This is a genomic window from Citrobacter sp. Cu233 (assembly GCF_030332225.1).
In the GTDB taxonomy this organism is placed as follows: Bacteria; Pseudomonadota; Gammaproteobacteria; order Enterobacterales; family Enterobacteriaceae; genus Citrobacter.
The window spans coordinates 822,426-841,375 of record NZ_JAOWIF010000028.1 but is presented as its reverse complement, the minus strand read 5'-3'; the positions used below and the strand labels follow the sequence as shown (position 1 = coordinate 841,375).

Below are 18,950 nucleotides of genomic sequence, written 5' to 3'. Positions count from 1 at the left end.
AAATCTTGTCAGGACATAACGCGTGCGATTATTTGCTCAATTAAGCTGGTACTTCCGCCGGGAGTGGCGTCGCTACCTCGGGGCTGTGGCCTTGCTTATCATCATCGCTATTCTTCAGCTTATCCCGCCAAAAGTGGTCGGTATCATCGTGGACGGCGTGACGACACAGCGCTTCACAACCGAGCGGTTGCTGATGTGGGTCGGCACGATTGCCCTGATTGCGGTGGTGGTCTATTTGTTGCGCTATGTCTGGCGCGTACTGTTGTTTGGCGCATCCTACCAGCTGGCAGTTGAATTACGCGAAGACTATTACCGCCAGTTGAGCCGCCAGCATCCCGAATTTTATCTGCGTCATCGCACAGGCGATCTGATGGCGCGTGCAACTAACGATGTTGATCGGGTGGTGTTTGCGGCTGGCGAAGGTGTATTGACGCTGGTGGACTCACTGGTCATGGGGTGCGCGGTGTTGATCGTGATGTCTACGCAAATCAGCTGGGAGCTGACACTGATCGCGCTACTCCCAATGCCGGTGATGGCGATAATGATCAAACGTTATGGCGATCGACTCCATAACCGCTTTAAGGTTGCGCAAGCAGCGTTCTCCAGTCTTAACGATCGTACTCAGGAAAGTCTTACCAGTATCCGTATGATTAAGGCTTTTGGTCTGGAAGACCGACAGTCGGCGCTATTTGCCGCAGATGCTAAAGATACCGGCAAGAAAAACTTGCGGGTCGCCCGCATTGACGCCCGTTTTGACCCCACGATTTATATCGCTATTGGTATGGCTAACCTGCTGGCAATCGCCGGAGGAAGTTGGATGGTGGTTCATGGTTCTCTGACCCTTGGTCAGTTAACCAGCTTTATGATGTATCTCGGTCTGATGATTTGGCCGATGCTGGCACTGGCATGGATGTTTAACATTGTTGAGCGCGGCAGCGCCGCGTATAGCCGTATTCGCGCGATGCTGTCTGAAGCCCCCGTGGTGGATGATGGCACAGAACCCGTACCAGAAGGACGTGGTGAGTTAGCGGTGGCCATTCGCGAATTTCGCTACCCGCAAACGGCTCATCCGGTGCTGGAGAATGTGAATTTCCAGCTTAAGCCAGGGCAGATGCTGGGTATTTGTGGTCCAACTGGGGCAGGGAAAAGTACCGTACTATCGTTGCTCCAGCGCCATTTCGATATCACTCAAGGGGATGTGCGTTTTCATGGTACTCCGTTAACGTGCTTGCAGCTTGATAGCTGGCGTAGCCGCCTGGCAGTGGTCAGCCAGACACCTTTCTTGTTCTCGGATACGGTCGCCAACAACATAGCGCTTGGACGCCCGCAGGCCACACAGGATGAAATTGAACATGTTGCACGTCTGGCCAGCGTGCATGAGGATATTTTACGTCTTCCTCAGGGGTATGACACTGAAGTGGGTGAACGCGGCGTGATGCTGTCCGGTGGACAAAAACAGCGTATTTCTATCGCTCGTGCGCTGCTGCTGAATGCTGAAATCCTGATTCTTGACGATGCGTTATCGGCGGTGGATGGTCGTACTGAACATCAAATTCTGCATAACCTGCGCCAGTGGGGAGAAGGCAGAACCGTGATAATCAGCGCTCACCGTTTATCTGCGCTGACAGAAGCCAATGAAATTATCGTGATGCAGCACGGACATATTGCTCAGCGTGGCAAACACGATGCGCTGGTGCAACAACCTGGCTGGTATCGTGATATGTACCGTTATCAGCAACTGGAAGCGGCATTGTCTGATGCGCCAGCGATCGACGAGGAGGCGGTTAATGCGTAGTTTTGGACAATTATGGCCGACCCTGAAAAGGCTGCTGGCGTACGGCTCGCCGTGGCGAAAACAGCTGTCTATCGCTGTTGTCATGCTGTGGGTAGCGGCAGCGGCGGAAGTTAGTGGTCCGCTGCTCATCAGCTATTTTATCGACAACATGGTGGCGAAAAACAATCTGCCGCTGGCGATGGTGGCTGGGCTGGTGGCGGCATATGTCGGTCTGCAACTGTTGGCGGCGGGCCTGCATTACGCGCAATCATTACTCTTTAACCAGGCGGCCGTTGGTGTGGTGCAGCAGCTACGTACCGATGTGATGGATGCCGCGCTGCGTCAGCCGCTCAGTGCTTTTGATACTCAGCCTGTCGGGCAGCTTATCTCCCGGGTGACCAATGATACCGAAGTGATCCGCGACCTGTACGTGACGGTAGTCGCGACGGTACTGCGCAGCGCCGCCTTAATCGGTGCCATGCTGGTAGCGATGTTCAGCCTTGAATGGCGAATGGCGCTGGTTGCGATGGTCATATTCCCGGCTGTGCTGGTGGTGATGGTGATTTATCAGCGCTATAGCACCCCCATTGTGCGTCGCGTTCGCGCCTATCTGGCGGATATTAACGATGGCTTTAACGAAGTGATTAACGGCATGAGCGTGATCCAGCAGTTCCGCCAGCAGGCGCGTTTTGGTGAGCGAATGGGCGAAGCCAGCCGTTCGCACTATATGGCGCGCATGCAAACGCTGCGCCTGGATGGCTTTTTGTTGCGCCCGTTGCTCAGCTTGTTTTCTGCCCTGATCCTCTGCGGTTTGCTGATGCTGTTTAGCTTTACATCCGGTACGTCCATTGAGGTTGGGGTGCTGTATGCGTTTATCAGCTATCTGGGGCGTTTGAACGAGCCGTTGATCGAGCTGACGACCCAGCAATCAATGCTGCAACAGGCGGTGGTCGCGGGTGAACGTGTATTTGAACTGATGGATGGCCCACGCCAGCGTTATGGTGAGGATATCCAACCCCTGAAAAGTGGGGACATTGAGGTTGATAACGTCTCTTTTGCCTATCGTGACGACAATCTGGTGCTGCAAAACATCAGTTTGTCCGTACCTTCTCGTAGTTTTGTTGCGTTGGTTGGGCATACCGGTAGCGGCAAGAGTACGCTCGCCAGCCTGCTGATGGGGTACTACCCGTTGACTCAGGGTGATATTCGTCTGGACGGACGACCGCTGTCTTCGTTGAGCCACAGTGTGTTACGCCAGGGCGTTGCGATGGTGCAGCAGGATCCGGTGGTGATGGCGGATACCTTTCTGGCCAACGTGACGCTGGGTCGCGATATTTCTGAAGAGCGGGTATGGCAGGCGCTGGAGACGGTGCAACTGGCAGAACTGGCGCGCGGGCTGAGTGACGGTATTCATACCCGACTGGGCGAGCAGGGCAATAATTTATCAGTCGGGCAGAAACAGCTGCTGGCGCTGGCGCGCGTGCTGGTCGAAACGCCGCAGGTGCTGATTCTGGACGAAGCGACGGCCAGCATTGACTCCGGTACAGAACAGGCTATTCAGCAGGCGTTGGCAGCGGTGCGTGAGCACACCACGCTGGTGGTGATTGCGCATCGGTTATCCACCATTGTCGATGCCGACACCATTCTGGTATTGCACCGGGGGCAGGCCGTTGAGCGCGGCACGCACCAGCAACTGCTTGCCGCACAGGGCCGCTACTGGCAAATGTATCAACTGCAGTTGGCGGGCGAAGAGCTGGCGGCTAGCGTAAACGAAGATTCAGCAATCGCCTGATGGCGCTGCGTTTATCAGGCCTACAGCCAGTGTGGTTTTGTCGGCCTGATGAAGCGTTTTCGCCGCCATCCTGCATTCAACAATCTGGTGCAAAAATGTAACGCACTATGCACCGTTTTAGTGCGTTTTTTCTTTTTCTATCCTGACCGTACCCCGCGCGGCTGAATCATCCCGCGTTTTTCATTCCTGGCACACCCCTTGCAATGTTCAGCATGTGTATCTGCAGCCACTACTGAATTCTGACTGGAGGGGATCTATGAAGCTGGTTACCGTGGTAATCAAACCGTTCAAACTGGAAGACGTCCGTGAAGCATTGTCGTCTATTGGTATTCAGGGGCTGACCGTCACCGAAGTGAAAGGGTTTGGCCGACAAAAAGGTCATGCCGAGTTGTACCGGGGAGCGGAATACAGCGTCAATTTTTTACCCAAAGTGAAGATTGATGTGGCAATTGCTGATGACCAACTGGATGGCGTAATTGATGTCATCAGTAAGGCCGCCTACACCGGAAAAATTGGCGACGGCAAAATTTTCGTCGCCGAGCTACAACGCGTGATTCGTATTCGTACCGGCGAAGCCGACGAAGCCGCACTGTAACGTCTGGCACACAGTGATAGGAAACCAAAAAATGAAGATAGCAACGATGAAAACGGGTATTGCATCACTGGCGCTGCTGCCGGGACTGGTGATGGCGGCACCGGCGGTCGCGGATAAAGCCGATAACGCTTTTATGATGATTTGCACTGCGCTGGTGCTGTTTATGACCATCCCTGGTATTGCGTTGTTCTACGGCGGTTTAATTCGCGGTAAGAACGTGCTGTCAATGCTGACCCAGGTTACGGTGACATTCGCTCTGGTCTGTATTTTGTGGGTCGTTTATGGCTACTCGCTGACTTTCGGCGAAGGAAATAATTTTTTTGGTAACTTCAACTGGGTCATGTTGAAGAATATTGCACTGACGGCGGTGACGGGGAGTATCTATCAGTATATTCACGTTGCTTTTCAGGGGTCTTTCGCCTGTATCACTGTTGGGCTTATCGTCGGTGCGCTGGCGGAGCGTATACGGTTCTCGGCGGTGCTGATTTTTGTGGTGGTGTGGCTGACGCTGTCTTACATCCCTATTGCACACATGGTCTGGGGCGGTGGTTTGCTGGCTACTCATGGTGCGCTGGATTTTGCTGGCGGCACGGTAGTACATATCAACGCCGCGATTGCCGGTCTGGTTGGGGCTTATCTGATTGGTAAACGGGTCGGTTTTGGCAAAGAAGCATTTAAGCCACATAACCTGCCAATGGTTTTTACCGGCACGGCTATTCTCTATATCGGCTGGTTTGGCTTTAACGCTGGCTCCGCGGGTATGGCGAATGAAATTGCCGCGCTGGCCTTCGTGAATACCGTTGTTGCAACCGCGGCCGCTATTCTCGGCTGGATCTTCGGTGAATGGGCGCTGCGTGGCAAACCATCATTGCTGGGAGCCTGTTCTGGTGCCATTGCGGGTCTGGTTGGTGTGACGCCTGCCTGTGGTTACATCGGTGTTGGTGGTGCGTTGATCATCGGCGTGGTTGCTGGTTTGGCGGGGCTGTGGGGGGTGACGATGCTGAAGCGCTTTCTGCGTGTTGATGACCCGTGTGATGTCTTCGGTGTTCACGGTGTCTGTGGCATTGTCGGATGTATCCTGACTGGCGTATTTGCCGCCAGCTCTTTAGGGGGGGTAGGATTTGCCGAAGGCGTTACCATGGGGCATCAGCTTCTGGTCCAACTGGAAAGTGTGGCGATCACCATTGTCTGGTCCGGTGTCGTGGCATTTATCGGCTATAAGTTGGCGGACATGACGGTAGGTCTGCGCGTACCGGAAGAGCAGGAGCGTGAAGGGCTGGATGTGAACAGCCACGGCGAAAACGCCTACAACGCCTGATGTTTCAATTTCTCGGATGGTGCTAAATGCTTTTCCGGCCTACGACAATTTATCCTGTAGGCCGGAAAAGAAATCAATTACGATTACGCATTACCCCTTCCTGCACGGTAGAGGCGACCAGCACGCCATCCTGAGTATAAAACTCCCCGCGTACAAACCCCCTGGCACCGGAGGCAGATGTACTTTCTACGTTGTACAACAACCACTCATTGATATTAAAAGGACGATGGAACCACATCGAATGGTCGATCGTGGCTATCTGAATCCCTTTTTCCAGAAAACCAATGCCATATGGTTGTAAAGCAACAGGCAGGAAGTTCAGATCGGAGGCGTAACCAAGCAGATACTGATGTACACGAAGATCGTCCTGCAGCGTGCCGTTAGCGCGTATCCACACCTGGCGAGTCGGGTTGGCAACGTGACCTTTTAACGGATTATGAAATTCCACCGGACGTACTTCCAGTGGGCGGTCGTTGATAAATTTTTCTTTCAACAGCGGTGGCAGCAGGTGAGCTACTGAACGGGCGATCTCAGTTTCTGATTTAAGCTCTTCAGGGCCAGGCGCATCCGGCATCTCTTTTTGATGCTCAAACCCATCTTCTGGTGCCTGGAAAGAGGCGGTCATATAAAAAATAGGTTTCCCATTCTGGATCGCGGCAACGCGGCGGGCGCTGAAGCTGTTACCATCGCGCAGCACTTCTACATCATAGATGATGGGCTTTTGGCTATCGCCTGGCCGTAAAAAGTAGCTGTGGAAGGAATGCACCAGACGTTCTTCCGGCACGGTCTCTTTCGCGGCGTACAACGCCTGACCGACAACCTGTCCACCAAAAACCTGACGTAACCCTAAGTCTTCGCTTTGGCCCCGAAAGAGTCCTTCTTCAATTTTTTCCAGATTTAACAATGTCAGCAAATTTTTCAGTGCCAGACTCATACGTACTCTCCAGGTAATAGCGATCTCGCAGCGAGGTAGGCAGAGTATAACGCAATTTTGAAAGTGGTCCGATGGGTGCAATTGTCTGAATTACAGGCCTATTACAAGCAGAAATTGCTAATTTGTGCCACACTTAGTCACGTTATGTTTTTGTTAACCACTCTTCTGGCGAGGAAAGTTCTCGCTGGTGCATAGATGAGAAGGAGAATCTAATGAAACTCGTGCACATGGTAAGTGGTTTAGCGGTTGCGGTCGCTCTGGCGGCCTGTGCTGGTAAAAGCGCAGATATTCAAACACCTGCGCCGAGTCCTAATACGTCAATTGCTGACACACAGTCAAAAATTCAACAGCCGAATGTGTCTGGTACGGTATGGATCCGCCAGAAAGTTGCCTTACCGCCGGATGCCGTGCTGACCGTCACGCTGTCAGATGCGTCGCTTGCCGATGCACCGTCAAAAGTGCTGTCGCAAAAAGTTGTGCGTACCGAGGGAAAACAGGCACCATTTAGTTTCGTGCTCCCGTTTAATCCGGCAGATATTCAGCCGAACGCGCGTATTCTGCTGAGTGCGGCGATTACAGTGAATGATAAACTGGTCTTTATTACTGATACCGTCCAGACGGTGATCAATCAGGGGGGGACTAAAGCCGACCTGACCCTGGTCCCGGTCCAGCAGACGGCCGTTCCAGTACAGGCGAGCGGTGGTGCCGCGACAACGGTACCGTCAACGTCACCCACGCAGGTGAATCCGTCTTCCGCAGTTCCTGCCCCGACACAGTACTAAGGGCATACTACCCCTCTCCGTCCGGAGAGGGTTAGTACACCCAGCGATAGCGCTGTAAATCGATTTGCCCACTCCCTGAAACCACAATACCTTCCGCCAGCAATGCCTGGCGTTGTCGTTGCAGGTCAGGACCTGTCAGTGAAATCATTCCGTGACGATTAACCACGCGATACCAGGGCAGGGTGCTACCTTCAGGCAGTCGCTTGAGTACACCGCCCACCTGACGCGCAGCGCGCGGTGAGCCAGCAAGCCTGGCGACATCGCCATAGGTGGTGACGAATCCTTCGGGGATTGAGGCAACGATTTGCCAGACGCGTTGAGGGAAAGAGTCTTGTATATCCATCGTTTATTCCTGCGCTAATCCTCCAGCATAATCCCGAATGACGAGGTAGTGAAGCTTCATTGCACAAGAAAACAGCATCTGATGCGGCATGGGTTGCAATTACAGGGGGCAGCAGTGATAATGCGCCTGCGCGTTGGTTAACAACGCTCTCAATGGGGGCTCTGTTGGTTCTCCCGCAACGCTACTCTGTTCACCAGGTCAGGTCCGGAAGGAAGCAGCCAGGGCAGATGACGTGTGTGCCGGGATGTAGCTGGCAGGGCCCCCACCCAATTCTGCCGTCCGGCAATCTCAGTTTTTCTCATCTTCTTTTCTTTGTCATCGTATTGTCATTTTATTGTCATCAAATGCTGTCAATGTGTTTCAGGGATGTTATTTGATGCTTTTGCCGTCGCCATCGCGTATCGCGTAGAGATATGAGTCTTGCGCCCGGTGGACTTTGGCTGACCACAAGGATTTTTTACGATGTCGACCGCAGTATTGAATGTCAAAATTGATGAGGCGCTAAAAGAAAAGCTGCGTCATTACGCTGAAGTGAATAACGAGAACCTAAGTATCTCGACGGAAAAATTGCTGCTTATCGCGTTTTCCGCCATTGAAGAGGCGGGAGTCTCCGCTGAAGATATTGATAGCCAGCATACGGAAGAATCCGTGGTTGAAGCACTGACTCCTAAAGAAATCAAAGCGCTGCGCAGATTACTGAAGAAGAAAAAATGAAACAACAACCGCTCTCAACCGCCTGTAATTATGGCGAAGCCTGTGAATTGCTACGTTCCGGTTATGTGAAACATGTTCGTCTGAGCTGGAATGTCGGTAGCGATGAATTTTTCCGTATTGCTTCCGACTGGTGCGACGCCGGGGCGAAAATTAAGAAAGACGGCGAGAATTTTGTGATTTCCCTGAAAGGTTTTCCGGTTCCCCGCCAACTGTAGTTATTGATGGTTTAAGTAGCGCATGACGAGCCTTGTGGCTCGTCGCTCATATTATTTTGCGTATTTTCCCGTGATTGGCCTGTAAACGCAGGTTGTCCCAAATGGGTTGCAACGTCCGGAAGGCCGAGCGCATTGTGTCATCGGGCAGTGCGAAGGGCATGCGTAAGAAGCGATCGAATGCGCCATCCAGGCCGAAGCGCGTCCCGGTACCCAATTGAATACCTGCACTTTCAGCGCGCGCGGCAAACAACGTCGCCAGCGTATCGGGTAATTCAACCCAGAAAGAGAGCCCACCTTGCGGTTGAGTAAACAGCCACTCCGGGAAATGTGTCTTCATCAGGTCATGGCACAGATCGCGCCGGGTGGTGAGCAATTGCCGTCTGTTGGGAAGAAAATTGGCTGCATTGTCCAGCAACCAACCCGTCGCAAGTTGTTCAAGTACTGGTGATCCTAAATCAAATGTGTCGCGAGTCTGTACCAGCGCGGCAATGGTACGCGACGAGGCCCTAATCCATCCCAGCCGCAGACCTCCCCAAAAACTTTTCCCCGCAGATCCCAGCATGATGATGGGCGCGTCATCATGGAATGCCGCCAGAGGCGGTGGTGGTGGGGCGTCATACCACAGATTGACCATGGTTTCGTCCACCACCAGTGTCGTGCGGGTTCTGGCGGAGATATCGGCGATAATCTGGCGCGTCGCCGCATCCATACAACGTCCGGTAGGATTGTGAAAATCTGGCATCAGGTAGGCCATTCTCGGCGCGGTTTGCGCAATAGTGGCGACAAGGCCCGATGTATCCCAACCGTGTTCAGGCAGTGACACGCCCACGGGGCGGCAGGATGCACCTTGAATGGCGGCAATGGCGAGCGGATAGGTAGGATGATCGACCAACACACGATCGCCGGGACCCGTGAGCAAACGCAGGATCAGCGCCAGGCCGCTGACTGCGCCATTCACCACCATTATTTCATCCGGCTGTGTGGGTAATCCACGTTCGCAATAATGTCGGGCGATAGATTCGCGCAGCGTTGGTAACCCCTGGGGCAAATACCCTGAACTTAGCAAATGCGGTGGCATCGCGAGCAGGGCTTGCTGGTACGCCTGATGAATTTCTGGCCCGGCGCTGAGGGCCGCGGTGGACAAATCCAGCGCGGTGCTGGTGCGGGTTCGCGTCGGTACATGACGGATATGTTCCGGCAGAATCACGCGTGAACCACTTCCATGACGGCTTTCCAGATACCCTTCTTCCCGCAGTTGCGCCATTGCGCTGGCAATTGTCGTACGACTGACTTCAAGCACGGCGGCCAGTTCGCGTTCGCCGGGTAAGCGGGTATCCAGTGCCAGTCGACCATCCAGGATCAGCAGGCGCAGTGCCTCTGCCAACTGTCGCCAGATAGGGGTACGCGAGGGGGTCTCCTGCCAGTGCCCGAGCAGGCGCTGCAAGGACTGACTTCCATAACGGCGAGATGACATAGCAGTCCACTTTCTGAAAACTGGACATTAATCATAGTGCCAATTGCGGTGAAGATGAAAGCTATCTGAGAGGTGAGGAGAAAATTATGCTGCGTCGTTTACTTCAGCTGTATGTCGGACTGGCGCTGTACGGTGTTTCGACGGCGATGTTTGTACGTGCAGATTTAGGGGCTGACCCGTGGAACGTATTTCATCTGGGCGTGGCAAATCTATTATCGATGAATATCGGCCTGGTGATCATCGCCGTGGGGGGACTGGTTCTGCTGGCATGGATACCACTGCGCCAGCGTCCCGGATTTGGCACTCTCAGCAATGTCATTATGATTGGTTTGGCGGCAGATACCGCGCTGGCAGTGATCCCGGGATTTGAATCGCTACTGACGCGCAGTGGACTGCTGGTTGCGGCGGTTATCTTGAATGCACTGGCGACCAGCCTGTATATCGGAGCCGGTTTTGGTGCGGGCCCACGTGACGGCTTGATGACCGGCATTCATGCGCGTACTGGTTGGTCTGTACGGACTATCCGGACCGCAATTGAGGTGTCGGTTTTGCTCAGTGGTTGGCTTCTTGGCGGAACCGTGGGTGTTGGAACGGTACTGTATGCGTTAGCTATTGGACCGTTAATTCAGATTTGCTTGCCGTGGTTTCGTCATCAGCCGCAGTCACGTATTCGTGTTCGGAATGAGCCTACGGCGTAATCGCCTGCTGACGACTAAACTTAACCTCGACTGACGCGGCCGGAATCGGCTTGCCGCGCAGTACACTTCGGAGGTTTATCTGATGAAGTATGTTGATGGTTTTGTTGTTGCCGTTCCCGCCGAAAACAAGGAGGCATATATCGCGATGGCGGCAAAGGCTGCGCCGCTTTTCAAAGAATTCGGTGCACTGCGCGTTGTGGAGTGTTGGGCTGATGATGTTCCCGACGGGAAGTTGACCGATTTTCGTATGGCGGTAAAAGCGCAGGATCATGAAGAAGTGGTATTCAGCTGGATTGAATACCCTTCCAAAGAAGTCCGCGATGCGGCGAACCAGAAGATGATGTCCGATCCCCGTATGAAGGAGTTTGGTGAGTCTATGCCATTTGATGGTAAGCGAATGATCTACGGTGGATTCTCGCCCATTATGGATGACTGACGTGACTGGCTGTGCGGCGTGCCGCCAGCCATCTCAATACACGCCAGTGCTATGTTAGATCCGTTGTTCCGCCCACAGAATAAATTCCGCCTTTGGCAGTGCTTTGCTGTACAGCCAGCCTTGGCCATACTGTACGCCATGTTGACGTAGCCAGCTTTCCTGGTTCTCGGTCTCGATACCTTCTGCCACCATTTCCAGCTTCAGCGTTTTGGCTATCTCGATAATATGTGGCGTGACGTTATTGTATTCCAGCGCATCAACAAACGATTTGTCTATCTTCAGGATGTCTACATCCAGATCCTGCAAATAACTCAGGCTGGAATAACCTGTACCAAAATCATCAATATAAATAGAGTGGCCAGCCTGACGGTATTTGGCGATAAATGGTGCACTGTTTTTCGGGTCGGCAAATTCACGCTCAGTCAATTCCAGGGCAATTTGTGCTGGTCTTAGTTGCCAGTGGTTAACCATGCGGTGTAACAGTGCCGGAAGTGTTTCGGACTTCAAATCGGCCGACTCAAGGTTGAGTGATATATGCTGTTGAGGATGTTGATGCAGCCATTTACCTAGATCTTCGAAGACGTTTTCAATAATCAAACGTGTGAGTGGTTCTGTCAGGCCGGTCTCTTCGGCCAGGGGGATAAAAATATCTGGTGAGAGATAGCTACCGTCAGCTTGTCGCCAACGAGCCAGTGCTTCTGCACCCACAACCTTTCCCGTTTTGAGCGAAATAATGGGCTGGTAATGGACCTTGATATCCCGGTTCTGAATAGCGTCTTGCAATTGGTGATGGGGAGACTGCAAGCGGCGCAAAATACGCAGAATAAAGAGGGCGGTGAGCAGGCCAATAATGAGCCCTGCCGGGAGCCAGATAAGCGCCTGTCGGTGCCAGGATTTTTGCAAAGGTAATGCCGACGCCCAGCTTACGATCGTGATACCCAGTTCGGGGAACGGGCGAGAATTATAAATACTGCCATCTTTTTGAAAATGGCTGATAGAACTGTCTTTTTGCAGATGGTGCAACACGTCTAAAGGGAGATCGGCACTACTGGCCACCACGACGTCGCTTACTGTACCCACAATGGCGACTTCGATAGGCCATGAACCAAATGGGATAACATCAATGAACGATCCCGGATCGATCATCACGACATAATGTTCGCTGCCGAGCGCTGCCATAAAACGCTTTATCCCGAGGTCATTTTGCGAAGTTAACCAGGCACGATAGCCATCAAGCGTAATTTTCATTGGTGGTGGAAACGCAGCAGCCAGGCTCCTTTTTTCAAGGGAGGAACATTGTGGAACATTGTTTTTGAGGTACATCACTTCCTGAATATAACGGTAGCTGTAGGACAACCGGCGCATTTCCAGCAAATGTTCCTCTGAGCAGGGCACACCCTGGAAGGCTTCTATTTTTTGTAGCGCTTTTTTGGCCTGTTCGCCAACGCGTTCCGTACGCAAAGCGACCCGGGTAGAGAATGAATCAAGTTCATCTATAAATTTCGTTTCGACCTGACGATGTGCCAGCCATAGGCTTAAACACACCGGTACGAGGATAGACAGAACCAGTATTCCCGTCACCAGGCCAATCAGATGTCGTGTTGTCACAGTGATATCCTTATTAACACAGCGTAGAGAAAGTATATCCGAAAGCTAATAAAGCAATTCGATTGGCATCATATATTTAGGGGCACTTATCACTCCGATAAATTACCCATAGCATAAATCAGGTTGAGATCTGTACGGGAGTGGTGTATTTTGTTGGTTATGTTATAACGTAACAAATTGAGGTTACCATGAAGCCGGATATCCACCCTTTTTATCGCCCTGTGGTGTTTCACGATACCAGTGCCAATGAATACTTTAAGGTCGGTTCGACTATCAAAACCGAACGAGAGATTGAGTTCGAGGGCCAAATGTACCCGTACGTAACGCTTGATATCTCGTCTAAGTCACATCCGTACTACACCGGTAAACAAAAAACCTTCGATAACGAAGGCAGCGCGGCGCGTTTCCAGAAACGTTTCGGCCACTTCATTGGCACTAAGCGAGGTTAAGATGCAGGTACTCAATTCACTTCGCAGCGCCAAACAGCGGCACCCTGACTGCCAGATAGTCAAACGCAAAGGGCGTTTGTACGTCATCTGCAAAACGAATCCGCGGTTTAAAGCGGTACAGGGCCGTAAAAAAAGACGTTAGTCACTTTGCCAGCATTACAGGGACTGAAGTGCGTTCCCCTCGGGGGACGCACTTTTTTGTTTGTGACAGAGTTTAATCACTGACTGACCTGTGCGCGGGTTAATGTGAAGACATCATAAAATGACAGTTCACCTTTCCGCGTAATCATTTTTTGCAATTGGGCCTTATGCTCATTGTCGACTTGGGGAGAGTGCAGGATAGTGTCGATGAGCGAGGGCGGCACAAAGCGCGTATTGTACCATTCACCGTTATAGCAGACTCTGAAATCCAGTACGTCAATGTCTTCAAAGCGGTAACGCGGCGCAACATCAAAAAAGAAAAAGGCGTTGAGTAAGACGAACAGTACAACCAACAGCCATACCGAATCGACCAGTGTTTCTGATTGCAGCATTACCGCCAGCGTGGCAAAAAACGCAACATACATGCCGATAAATAGCCCTGGATGTTTACGAATAAAGCTGATGCTAAAGCGCGGTTTGTTGTCGCGCTTTTCGCGAATATTTAAGTCGTCGATGGTTTCGGTAAGCAGGCGTTGTATTTCTGTCATCTCTTGCCTTCGTGAAGTCTGCAATAGTCAGGAGGGATCAGCCCATTTTAAAAGGGGATACCGTCTGAGAAAAGTAACAGATTAACCACAATTTAGCATAACAGTTACATATCAGATCACAGTGTTTTGATGCTCCGTGCCGGATTGCCTCCGACGACGGTGTTTGCCGGAACGCTTTTAGTCACCACTGCGCCTGACGCCACAACCACGTTGTCGCCCAGTGTTACACCCGGATTTATTACTGCGCGCCCCCCGATCCAGACATTATTCCCGATGGTTACAGGTTTCCCTAGTTCAACTCCGCTGTTGCGTTCGTTAGCGTCCAATGGATGGGTTGCCGTATAGATATGGACTCCCGGTGCCAGCATACAGTTATCACCGATGTGGATTGGGCAGACATCAAGCATGACGCAGTCGAAGTTGGCGTAAAATGCTTTGCCGAGATAAATGTTATAGCCGTAGTCGCAACGAAAAGAGGGCTCAATGTAAGCGCCTTCGCTTTGACCCAATAGATCGTGCAAGATAGCCTGACGTTCACTCTGCGCATCGGGTGCGGTGGCATTGTATCGGTGGATGAGTTGGCGTGCACGGAGACGGTCGTTGCGCAATGTTTCATCTGCCGGGCGATACAATTCGCCGGCGATCATCTTTTGCTTATCTTCACTCATTACGAACTTTCCTGTTTGCTGATAGGCCGTCACAGTACCTTAAAACGCAATGCAGGGAAGGGGAACGTTCCCGTTTTCTCGCTGTGATCGCAATCACGTGATTTGAATTAAATAATGGTTGTTGGTACGGGAAATGGTCAGTCAGACAAACAAATGTTTCGCGATACCTGACTTAACCTCATGAGCAATTAACGAATAAATTTCCAAACAGATGTTGGGATCTTGTCGTAGAGCTTATTCATTGTCAATTCAGCAAGACGATGATCGGCGGCTGAGTAAAATACAGCCAGTTCATTGTCAGACAATTCATATTTATTTTTCTCAATAACACGCTCAAGCGTGTCAATTGTTTGACAGCGTCGTAGGCGCATCAAATAATCTGTTTTAGTTAATGGTTTATCGGACATAACTCTTACCTATGATTGTAATAATTTTTAACAAGACAAACTGACAGGATTAGCCCTGGTGGCATTGACAAAACAGCGAAACAGTCGATTACCTGACTTCCGCCATTTCTGCAGATCCTGCGTATTAATACCATAACTGCTGAACAACATAAAAGTGTCATCCAGGTATTCATCAATCTGTGCGATCAGCTTATTGTCCTCATTGTACTTAATTTTATAATTAAGTGCGAAGGTTGCAATATGCTCTATCAGTTCATTGAGCTGCAAGCTGGTTGCAGAGGTAGGGTCATTTACCCAACCATGGTTGCTTTGTTCAAGGTTTGCAAGACAGTCATGATACAGAGTTTCGCAGAGAAATTTAAGCTGCGCGATATCATGTCTTTTCGGTGAGTATTCATCCATAACGCATCCCCTTCTTAGTGGTTTAGACTAACCGAACACCTTTCGGGATGGATACAACAAACGACCTGGAACTTGCCCGCGACTCCTGATGATTTAACTATAATCTACTCTAAAAAAGATTTCATCGTCATATCACGAAAAATTACAATTATGTAAAATTATGATGCAGTCCCATTTTTACATTTTAACAGATAAATGCCGGTATTCGAAATGGAACAACTTCTTTATTCTCGGCCAATCATCAAGTTATCTTGTTTAGGTTTAGCAACGAAAGGCGACAACCGGCTCTGTGAACGAAAACTAGGAATAGTCTTAATATTTATTTAAGTAAATAAGGATTCGTGACGCTTTTTAAGAATAGCCTTTAAGCTCGCAAGGATTATATCGCTTATTTAAACAAGAGAAAATAAACGAAATCGCAATAAGCGATTTTTATGATTTTTTTCCAGAAAAAAGGCCGCTTGCGCGGCCTTATCTTTAGGAATGTATCAATGATGCTCAACTGAGTGGCTATGTTCAACATCTTCGTTCTTGCGGCTAAAGCGGCGGCGGACCACCACAAAGAACACCGGAACAAAGAAGATAGCCAATACGGTTGCTGTGACCATCCCGCCCATTACGCCAGTACCGACGGCGTTCTGCGCGCCACTACCTGCACCGGAGCTGATAACCAGTGGCATTACGCCGAGGATAAAGGCTAATGATGTCATCAGAATCGGACGTAAACGCATGCGAACTGCATCCAGAGTCGCTTCTACCAGACCTTTACCTTCTTTATCCATCAAGTCTTTGGCGAATTCGACGATCAATATCGCGTTCTTCGCCGACAACCCAATGGTTGTGAGCAGGCCCACCTGGAAGTAAACGTCGTTGGTCAAACCACGGAACGTTGCCGCCAGCAGCGCACCGATAACCCCCAGCGGAACGACCAGCATAACGGAGAATGGAATTGACCAGCTCTCGTACAATGCCGCCAGACACAGGAAGACGACGATCAGTGAAATAGCATACAGGGCAGGTGCCTGGTTACCGGACAGTCGTTCCTGGTAGGACATACCTGTCCAGTCATAGCCGATACCGGATGGCAGTTTGCTGGCCAGTTGCTCCATCATTGCCATCGCTTCACCGGTACTTTTACCCGGTGCGGCCTGGCCTAAGATTTCCATGGACGGCAGACCGTTATAGCGTTCCAGACGCGGTGAACCATATTCCCAACGCGAGGAAGAGAAAGCCGAGAATGGCACCATTTGTCCATCGCTACCGCGGACATACCAGTTTCCAATATCTTCCGGCAACATACGGTATTTGGCTTCAGACATGACGTAAACTTTCTTCACACGACCACGGTCGATGAAGTCGTTCACGTAGCTTCCGCCCCATGCAGCGCCCAGCGTTGTATTAATGTCACTAATGGAAACACCCAGAGCCTGCGCTTTTTCCTGATCGATATCGATCTTGAATTGCGGAGTATCTTCCAGACCGTTAGGACGTACGCCCACTAACAGATCAGGATGTTTCGCGACTTCACCAAACAGTTGGTTACGCGCCTGAGTCAATTTTTCATGGCCCAGACCGGCCTGGTCAATCAACTGGAAGTCGAAACCAGTCGCGGTGCCCAGTTCTACGATTGCTGGCAGGTTAAAGGCGAATACCATGGCGTCTTTAATCTGCGAGAATGCCCCCATCGCACGCTGAGTAATCGCTTCTACCTTGTTCTCTTCACCTGGACGTTCACTCCAGTCTTTCAGAGAGACGAAGGCGATACCGGTGTTCTGACCACGACCAGCAAAGCCGAAGCCGTTAACCGCAAACACCGATTCAACGTTCGCTTTTTCTTTGGTCAGGTAGTAATCCGTCATTTCGTCCAGCACCTTCTGGGTACGCTCTTGCGTTGCACCCGCGGGTAGCTGAGCCATAGAAAGGAATACCCCCTGGTCTTCATCAGGCAGGAAGGAGCTTGGCAGACGAACGAACAGATAGGCCATACCCACGACGATGATCAGATACAGCGCCAGATAACGACCGGTGCTGCGCAGAATACCGCCCACACTGTCGGTGTAATGGTGCGTGCTCTTATCGAACATGCGGTTAAACCAGCCGAAGAAGCCTTTTTTGCCTTCTCCGTGATCACCCTTAGCAATCGGTTTAAGCATTGTTGCACACAGGGCTGGGGTCAGAATCAACGCCACCAGTACAGACAACGCCATTGCGGAAACAATGGTGATGGAGAACTGACGGTAAATCGCACCGGTAGAACCCCCGAAGAAGGCCATTGGGATAAAGACCGCTGACAATACCATCGCGATACCCACCAATGCGCCCTGAATCTGGCCCATTGATTTACGCGTTGCTTCTTTCGGTGGTAGCCCTTCTTCAGCCATGACACGTTCAACGTTCTCGACCACCACGATGGCGTCATCCACCAACAGGCCGATGGCGAGCACCATCCCGAACATCGTTAGCGTGTTTATCGAGAAGCCGAAAATCGCCAGCACAGCAAAAGTACCCAACAAGACGACCGGGACGGCGATGGTCGGAATCAACGTCGCGCGGAAGTTCTGCAGGAACAGATACATAACCAGGAACACGAGGATGATTGCTTCCGCCAGCGTCTTCACTACTTCGTGAATAGAGATTTTCACGAACGGTGTTGTGTCATACGGATAAACAATTTTCAGGCCTGACGGGAAGAACGGTTCCATCTTCTTCAGTTCTTCGCGGATGGCCGCTGCGGTATCCAGGGCGTTCGCACCGGTAGCCAGTTTGATACCCAGACCAGACGCAGGCTTGCCGTTGAACTTCGCAATGATGTCGTAGTTCTCGCCGCCCAGTTCGACTTTCGCGACGTCACGCAGACGTACCTGAGAGCCATCCTGATTCACTTTCAGCAGAATTTTGCTGAACTCATCTGCGGAGGTCAGACGGGTTTGCGCGATGATCGACGCGTTAAGTTGCTGGCCTTTCACCGGCGGCGTACCGCCTAACTGACCGGCTGCAACCTGGGCGTTCTGCGCTTTAATGGCGCTGATCACATCAACTGGCGTGAGTTGGAAGTTGTTCAGTTTATTCGGATCCATCCAGATACGCATCGCGTACTGGGAACCGAACAGCTGCACGTCGCCCACACCTGAAGTACGGCTGATCGCATCCTTCATGTTGGCGCCCACGTAGTCGGAAATATCCTCCTGCGTCATGGTGCCATTGGTGTTGATGACGCCGACAACCATCAGGAAGCTACTGGACGATTTCTCGACGCTCACGCCCTGTTGTTGTACTTCCTGCGGCAGCAGCGGCATCGCCAGCTGCAGTTTGTTCTGCACCTGAACCTGCGCAATGTCAGCATCAGTACCTGACTGGAATGTCAGGGTGATCTGAACCGTACCGGTTGAGTCACTGTTAGAGGACATATACATCAGGTTATCGATACCGTTCATATTCTGTTCGATAACCTGCGTAACAGTATCCTGTACTGTTTTGGCATCAGCGCCAGGGTAGGTCGCGGAGATCGTCACTGCTGGCGGTGCAATAGTCGGATATTGCGCCACCGGCAATTTGAGGATCGCGAGCCCCCCTGCCAACATGATGATAATGGCGATCACCCACGCAAATATGGGGCGATCGATAAAGAAATTAGGCATGTCTTAACGGCTCC

20 protein-coding genes and 1 other RNA gene are annotated in these 18,950 nt (G+C 51.5%); 12 read left to right on the top strand and 9 right to left on the bottom strand.

Annotated elements, in window-relative coordinates:
• The first annotated feature begins 22 nt into the window (after positions 1 to 22).
• The 4 genes from OGX95_RS04775 to amtB all read left to right on the top strand — a co-directional run bounded on the left by OGX95_RS04775 (position 23) and on the right by amtB (position 5,479).
• Positions 23 to 1,795 carry a SmdA family multidrug ABC transporter permease/ATP-binding protein gene (locus OGX95_RS04775; protein ID WP_286628497.1) on the top strand — a complete coding sequence of 591 codons (1,773 nt, stop codon included), beginning with the start codon at positions 23 to 25 and terminating at the stop codon, positions 1,793 to 1,795.
• Positions 1,788 to 3,566: a SmdB family multidrug efflux ABC transporter permease/ATP-binding protein gene (locus OGX95_RS04770; RefSeq protein WP_286628496.1), complete on the top strand. Its 1,779-nt coding sequence runs from the start codon at positions 1,788 to 1,790 to the stop codon at positions 3,564 to 3,566. The genes OGX95_RS04775 and OGX95_RS04770 overlap by 8 nt, the downstream gene beginning before the upstream one ends.
• A 256-nt stretch (positions 3,567 to 3,822) precedes the next feature.
• Positions 3,823 to 4,161 (top strand): P-II family nitrogen regulator, encoded by a 339-nt coding sequence (gene glnK, locus OGX95_RS04765; RefSeq protein ID WP_003021657.1) that lies wholly within the window; start codon positions 3,823 to 3,825, stop codon positions 4,159 to 4,161.
• Positions 4,162 to 4,192: 31 nt separating this feature from the next.
• Positions 4,193 to 5,479 (top strand): ammonium transporter AmtB, encoded by a 1,287-nt coding sequence (amtB, locus tag OGX95_RS04760; protein ID WP_286628495.1) that lies wholly within the window; start codon positions 4,193 to 4,195, stop codon positions 5,477 to 5,479.
• A gap of 73 nt (positions 5,480 to 5,552) precedes the next feature.
• Here amtB and tesB read toward each other — a convergent pair whose 3' ends face one another.
• Positions 5,553 to 6,413, bottom strand: a complete 861-nt coding sequence (tesB, locus tag OGX95_RS04755) for an acyl-CoA thioesterase II (protein WP_271441608.1) — start codon at positions 6,411 to 6,413, stop codon at positions 5,553 to 5,555.
• Between the two features lie 212 nt (positions 6,414 to 6,625).
• Between tesB and OGX95_RS04750 the strand changes: the two genes are divergently transcribed.
• Positions 6,626 to 7,195, top strand: coding sequence for a YbaY family lipoprotein (locus tag OGX95_RS04750; protein WP_137384617.1), 570 nt, complete (start codon positions 6,626 to 6,628; stop codon positions 7,193 to 7,195).
• Between the two features lie 31 nt (positions 7,196 to 7,226).
• Here OGX95_RS04750 and OGX95_RS04745 read toward each other — a convergent pair whose 3' ends face one another.
• Positions 7,227 to 7,538, bottom strand: a complete 312-nt coding sequence (locus tag OGX95_RS04745) for an MGMT family protein (RefSeq protein WP_137384616.1) — start codon at positions 7,536 to 7,538, stop codon at positions 7,227 to 7,229.
• Positions 7,539 to 7,700: 162 nt separating this feature from the next.
• On the opposite strand from OGX95_RS04745, the gene ffs reads away from it, so the two are divergent.
• The 3 genes from ffs to OGX95_RS04730 all read left to right on the top strand — a co-directional run bounded on the left by ffs (position 7,701) and on the right by OGX95_RS04730 (position 8,467).
• Positions 7,701 to 7,797: signal recognition particle sRNA small type (gene ffs / locus OGX95_RS04740), an RNA gene on the top strand.
• Between the two features lie 203 nt (positions 7,798 to 8,000).
• Positions 8,001 to 8,252, top strand: coding sequence for a hypothetical protein (locus OGX95_RS04735; RefSeq protein WP_005125182.1), 252 nt, complete (start codon positions 8,001 to 8,003; stop codon positions 8,250 to 8,252).
• On the top strand, positions 8,249 to 8,467 hold the full coding sequence (locus tag OGX95_RS04730; RefSeq protein WP_271441606.1) for a hypothetical protein: 219 nt from the start codon (positions 8,249 to 8,251) through the stop codon (positions 8,465 to 8,467). Before OGX95_RS04735 ends, OGX95_RS04730 begins: the two co-directional genes overlap by 4 nt.
• 46 nt (positions 8,468 to 8,513) lie before the next feature.
• Here OGX95_RS04730 and yczR read toward each other — a convergent pair whose 3' ends face one another.
• Entirely contained in the window at positions 8,514 to 9,941 is a 1,428-nt protein-coding gene (yczR, locus tag OGX95_RS04725; protein ID WP_286628494.1) for a MocR-like transcription factor YczR, read from the bottom strand.
• Positions 9,942 to 10,027: 86 nt separating this feature from the next.
• Here yczR and yczE point away from each other — a divergent pair, with 86 nt between their 5' ends.
• Both yczE and OGX95_RS04715 read left to right on the top strand, forming a co-directional pair.
• Complete coding sequence (gene yczE / locus OGX95_RS04720; protein WP_286628493.1) at positions 10,028 to 10,639, top strand: membrane protein YczE; 612 nt, start codon at positions 10,028 to 10,030, stop codon at positions 10,637 to 10,639.
• Between the two features lie 82 nt (positions 10,640 to 10,721).
• Positions 10,722 to 11,075, top strand: a complete 354-nt coding sequence (locus tag OGX95_RS04715) for a DUF1428 domain-containing protein (protein ID WP_115259217.1) — start codon at positions 10,722 to 10,724, stop codon at positions 11,073 to 11,075.
• 54 nt (positions 11,076 to 11,129) lie between these two features.
• On the opposite strand, the gene pdeB is transcribed toward OGX95_RS04715, so the two are convergent.
• Positions 11,130 to 12,683 carry a cyclic di-3',5'-guanosine monophosphate phosphodiesterase PdeB gene (gene pdeB / locus OGX95_RS04710; protein ID WP_286628492.1) on the bottom strand — a complete coding sequence of 518 codons (1,554 nt, stop codon included), beginning with the start codon at positions 12,681 to 12,683 and terminating at the stop codon, positions 11,130 to 11,132.
• A gap of 188 nt (positions 12,684 to 12,871) precedes the next feature.
• On the opposite strand from pdeB, the gene OGX95_RS04705 reads away from it, so the two are divergent.
• Positions 12,872 to 13,132: a type B 50S ribosomal protein L31 gene (locus OGX95_RS04705; RefSeq protein WP_005125189.1), complete on the top strand. Its 261-nt coding sequence runs from the start codon at positions 12,872 to 12,874 to the stop codon at positions 13,130 to 13,132.
• Between the two features lies 1 nt (position 13,133).
• Entirely contained in the window at positions 13,134 to 13,274 is a 141-nt protein-coding gene (gene ykgO / locus OGX95_RS04700) for a type B 50S ribosomal protein L36 (RefSeq protein WP_005125190.1), read from the top strand.
• Positions 13,275 to 13,350: 76 nt separating this feature from the next.
• Here the strand turns inward: ykgO and OGX95_RS04695 are convergent, their stop codons facing one another.
• The 5 genes from OGX95_RS04695 to acrB all read right to left on the bottom strand — a co-directional run bounded on the left by OGX95_RS04695 (position 13,351) and on the right by acrB (position 18,936).
• Complete coding sequence (locus OGX95_RS04695; protein ID WP_286628491.1) at positions 13,351 to 13,821, bottom strand: YlaC family protein; 471 nt, start codon at positions 13,819 to 13,821, stop codon at positions 13,351 to 13,353.
• 116 nt (positions 13,822 to 13,937) lie between these two features.
• A complete protein-coding gene (gene maa, locus OGX95_RS04690; RefSeq protein WP_286628490.1) occupies positions 13,938 to 14,489 on the bottom strand; it encodes a maltose O-acetyltransferase in 552 nt (183 codons plus the stop codon).
• Between the two features lie 188 nt (positions 14,490 to 14,677).
• Positions 14,678 to 14,896: a hemolysin expression-modulating protein Hha gene (gene hha / locus OGX95_RS04685; RefSeq protein ID WP_002892050.1), complete on the bottom strand. Its 219-nt coding sequence runs from the start codon at positions 14,894 to 14,896 to the stop codon at positions 14,678 to 14,680.
• Positions 14,897 to 14,923: 27 nt separating this feature from the next.
• Positions 14,924 to 15,298 carry an Hha toxicity modulator TomB gene (tomB, locus tag OGX95_RS04680; RefSeq protein WP_003021733.1) on the bottom strand — a complete coding sequence of 125 codons (375 nt, stop codon included), beginning with the start codon at positions 15,296 to 15,298 and terminating at the stop codon, positions 14,924 to 14,926.
• A gap of 488 nt (positions 15,299 to 15,786) precedes the next feature.
• Positions 15,787 to 18,936, bottom strand: a complete 3,150-nt coding sequence (gene acrB, locus OGX95_RS04675) for an efflux RND transporter permease AcrB (RefSeq protein WP_286628489.1) — start codon at positions 18,934 to 18,936, stop codon at positions 15,787 to 15,789.
• Positions 18,937 to 18,950: the final 14 nt, after the last annotated feature.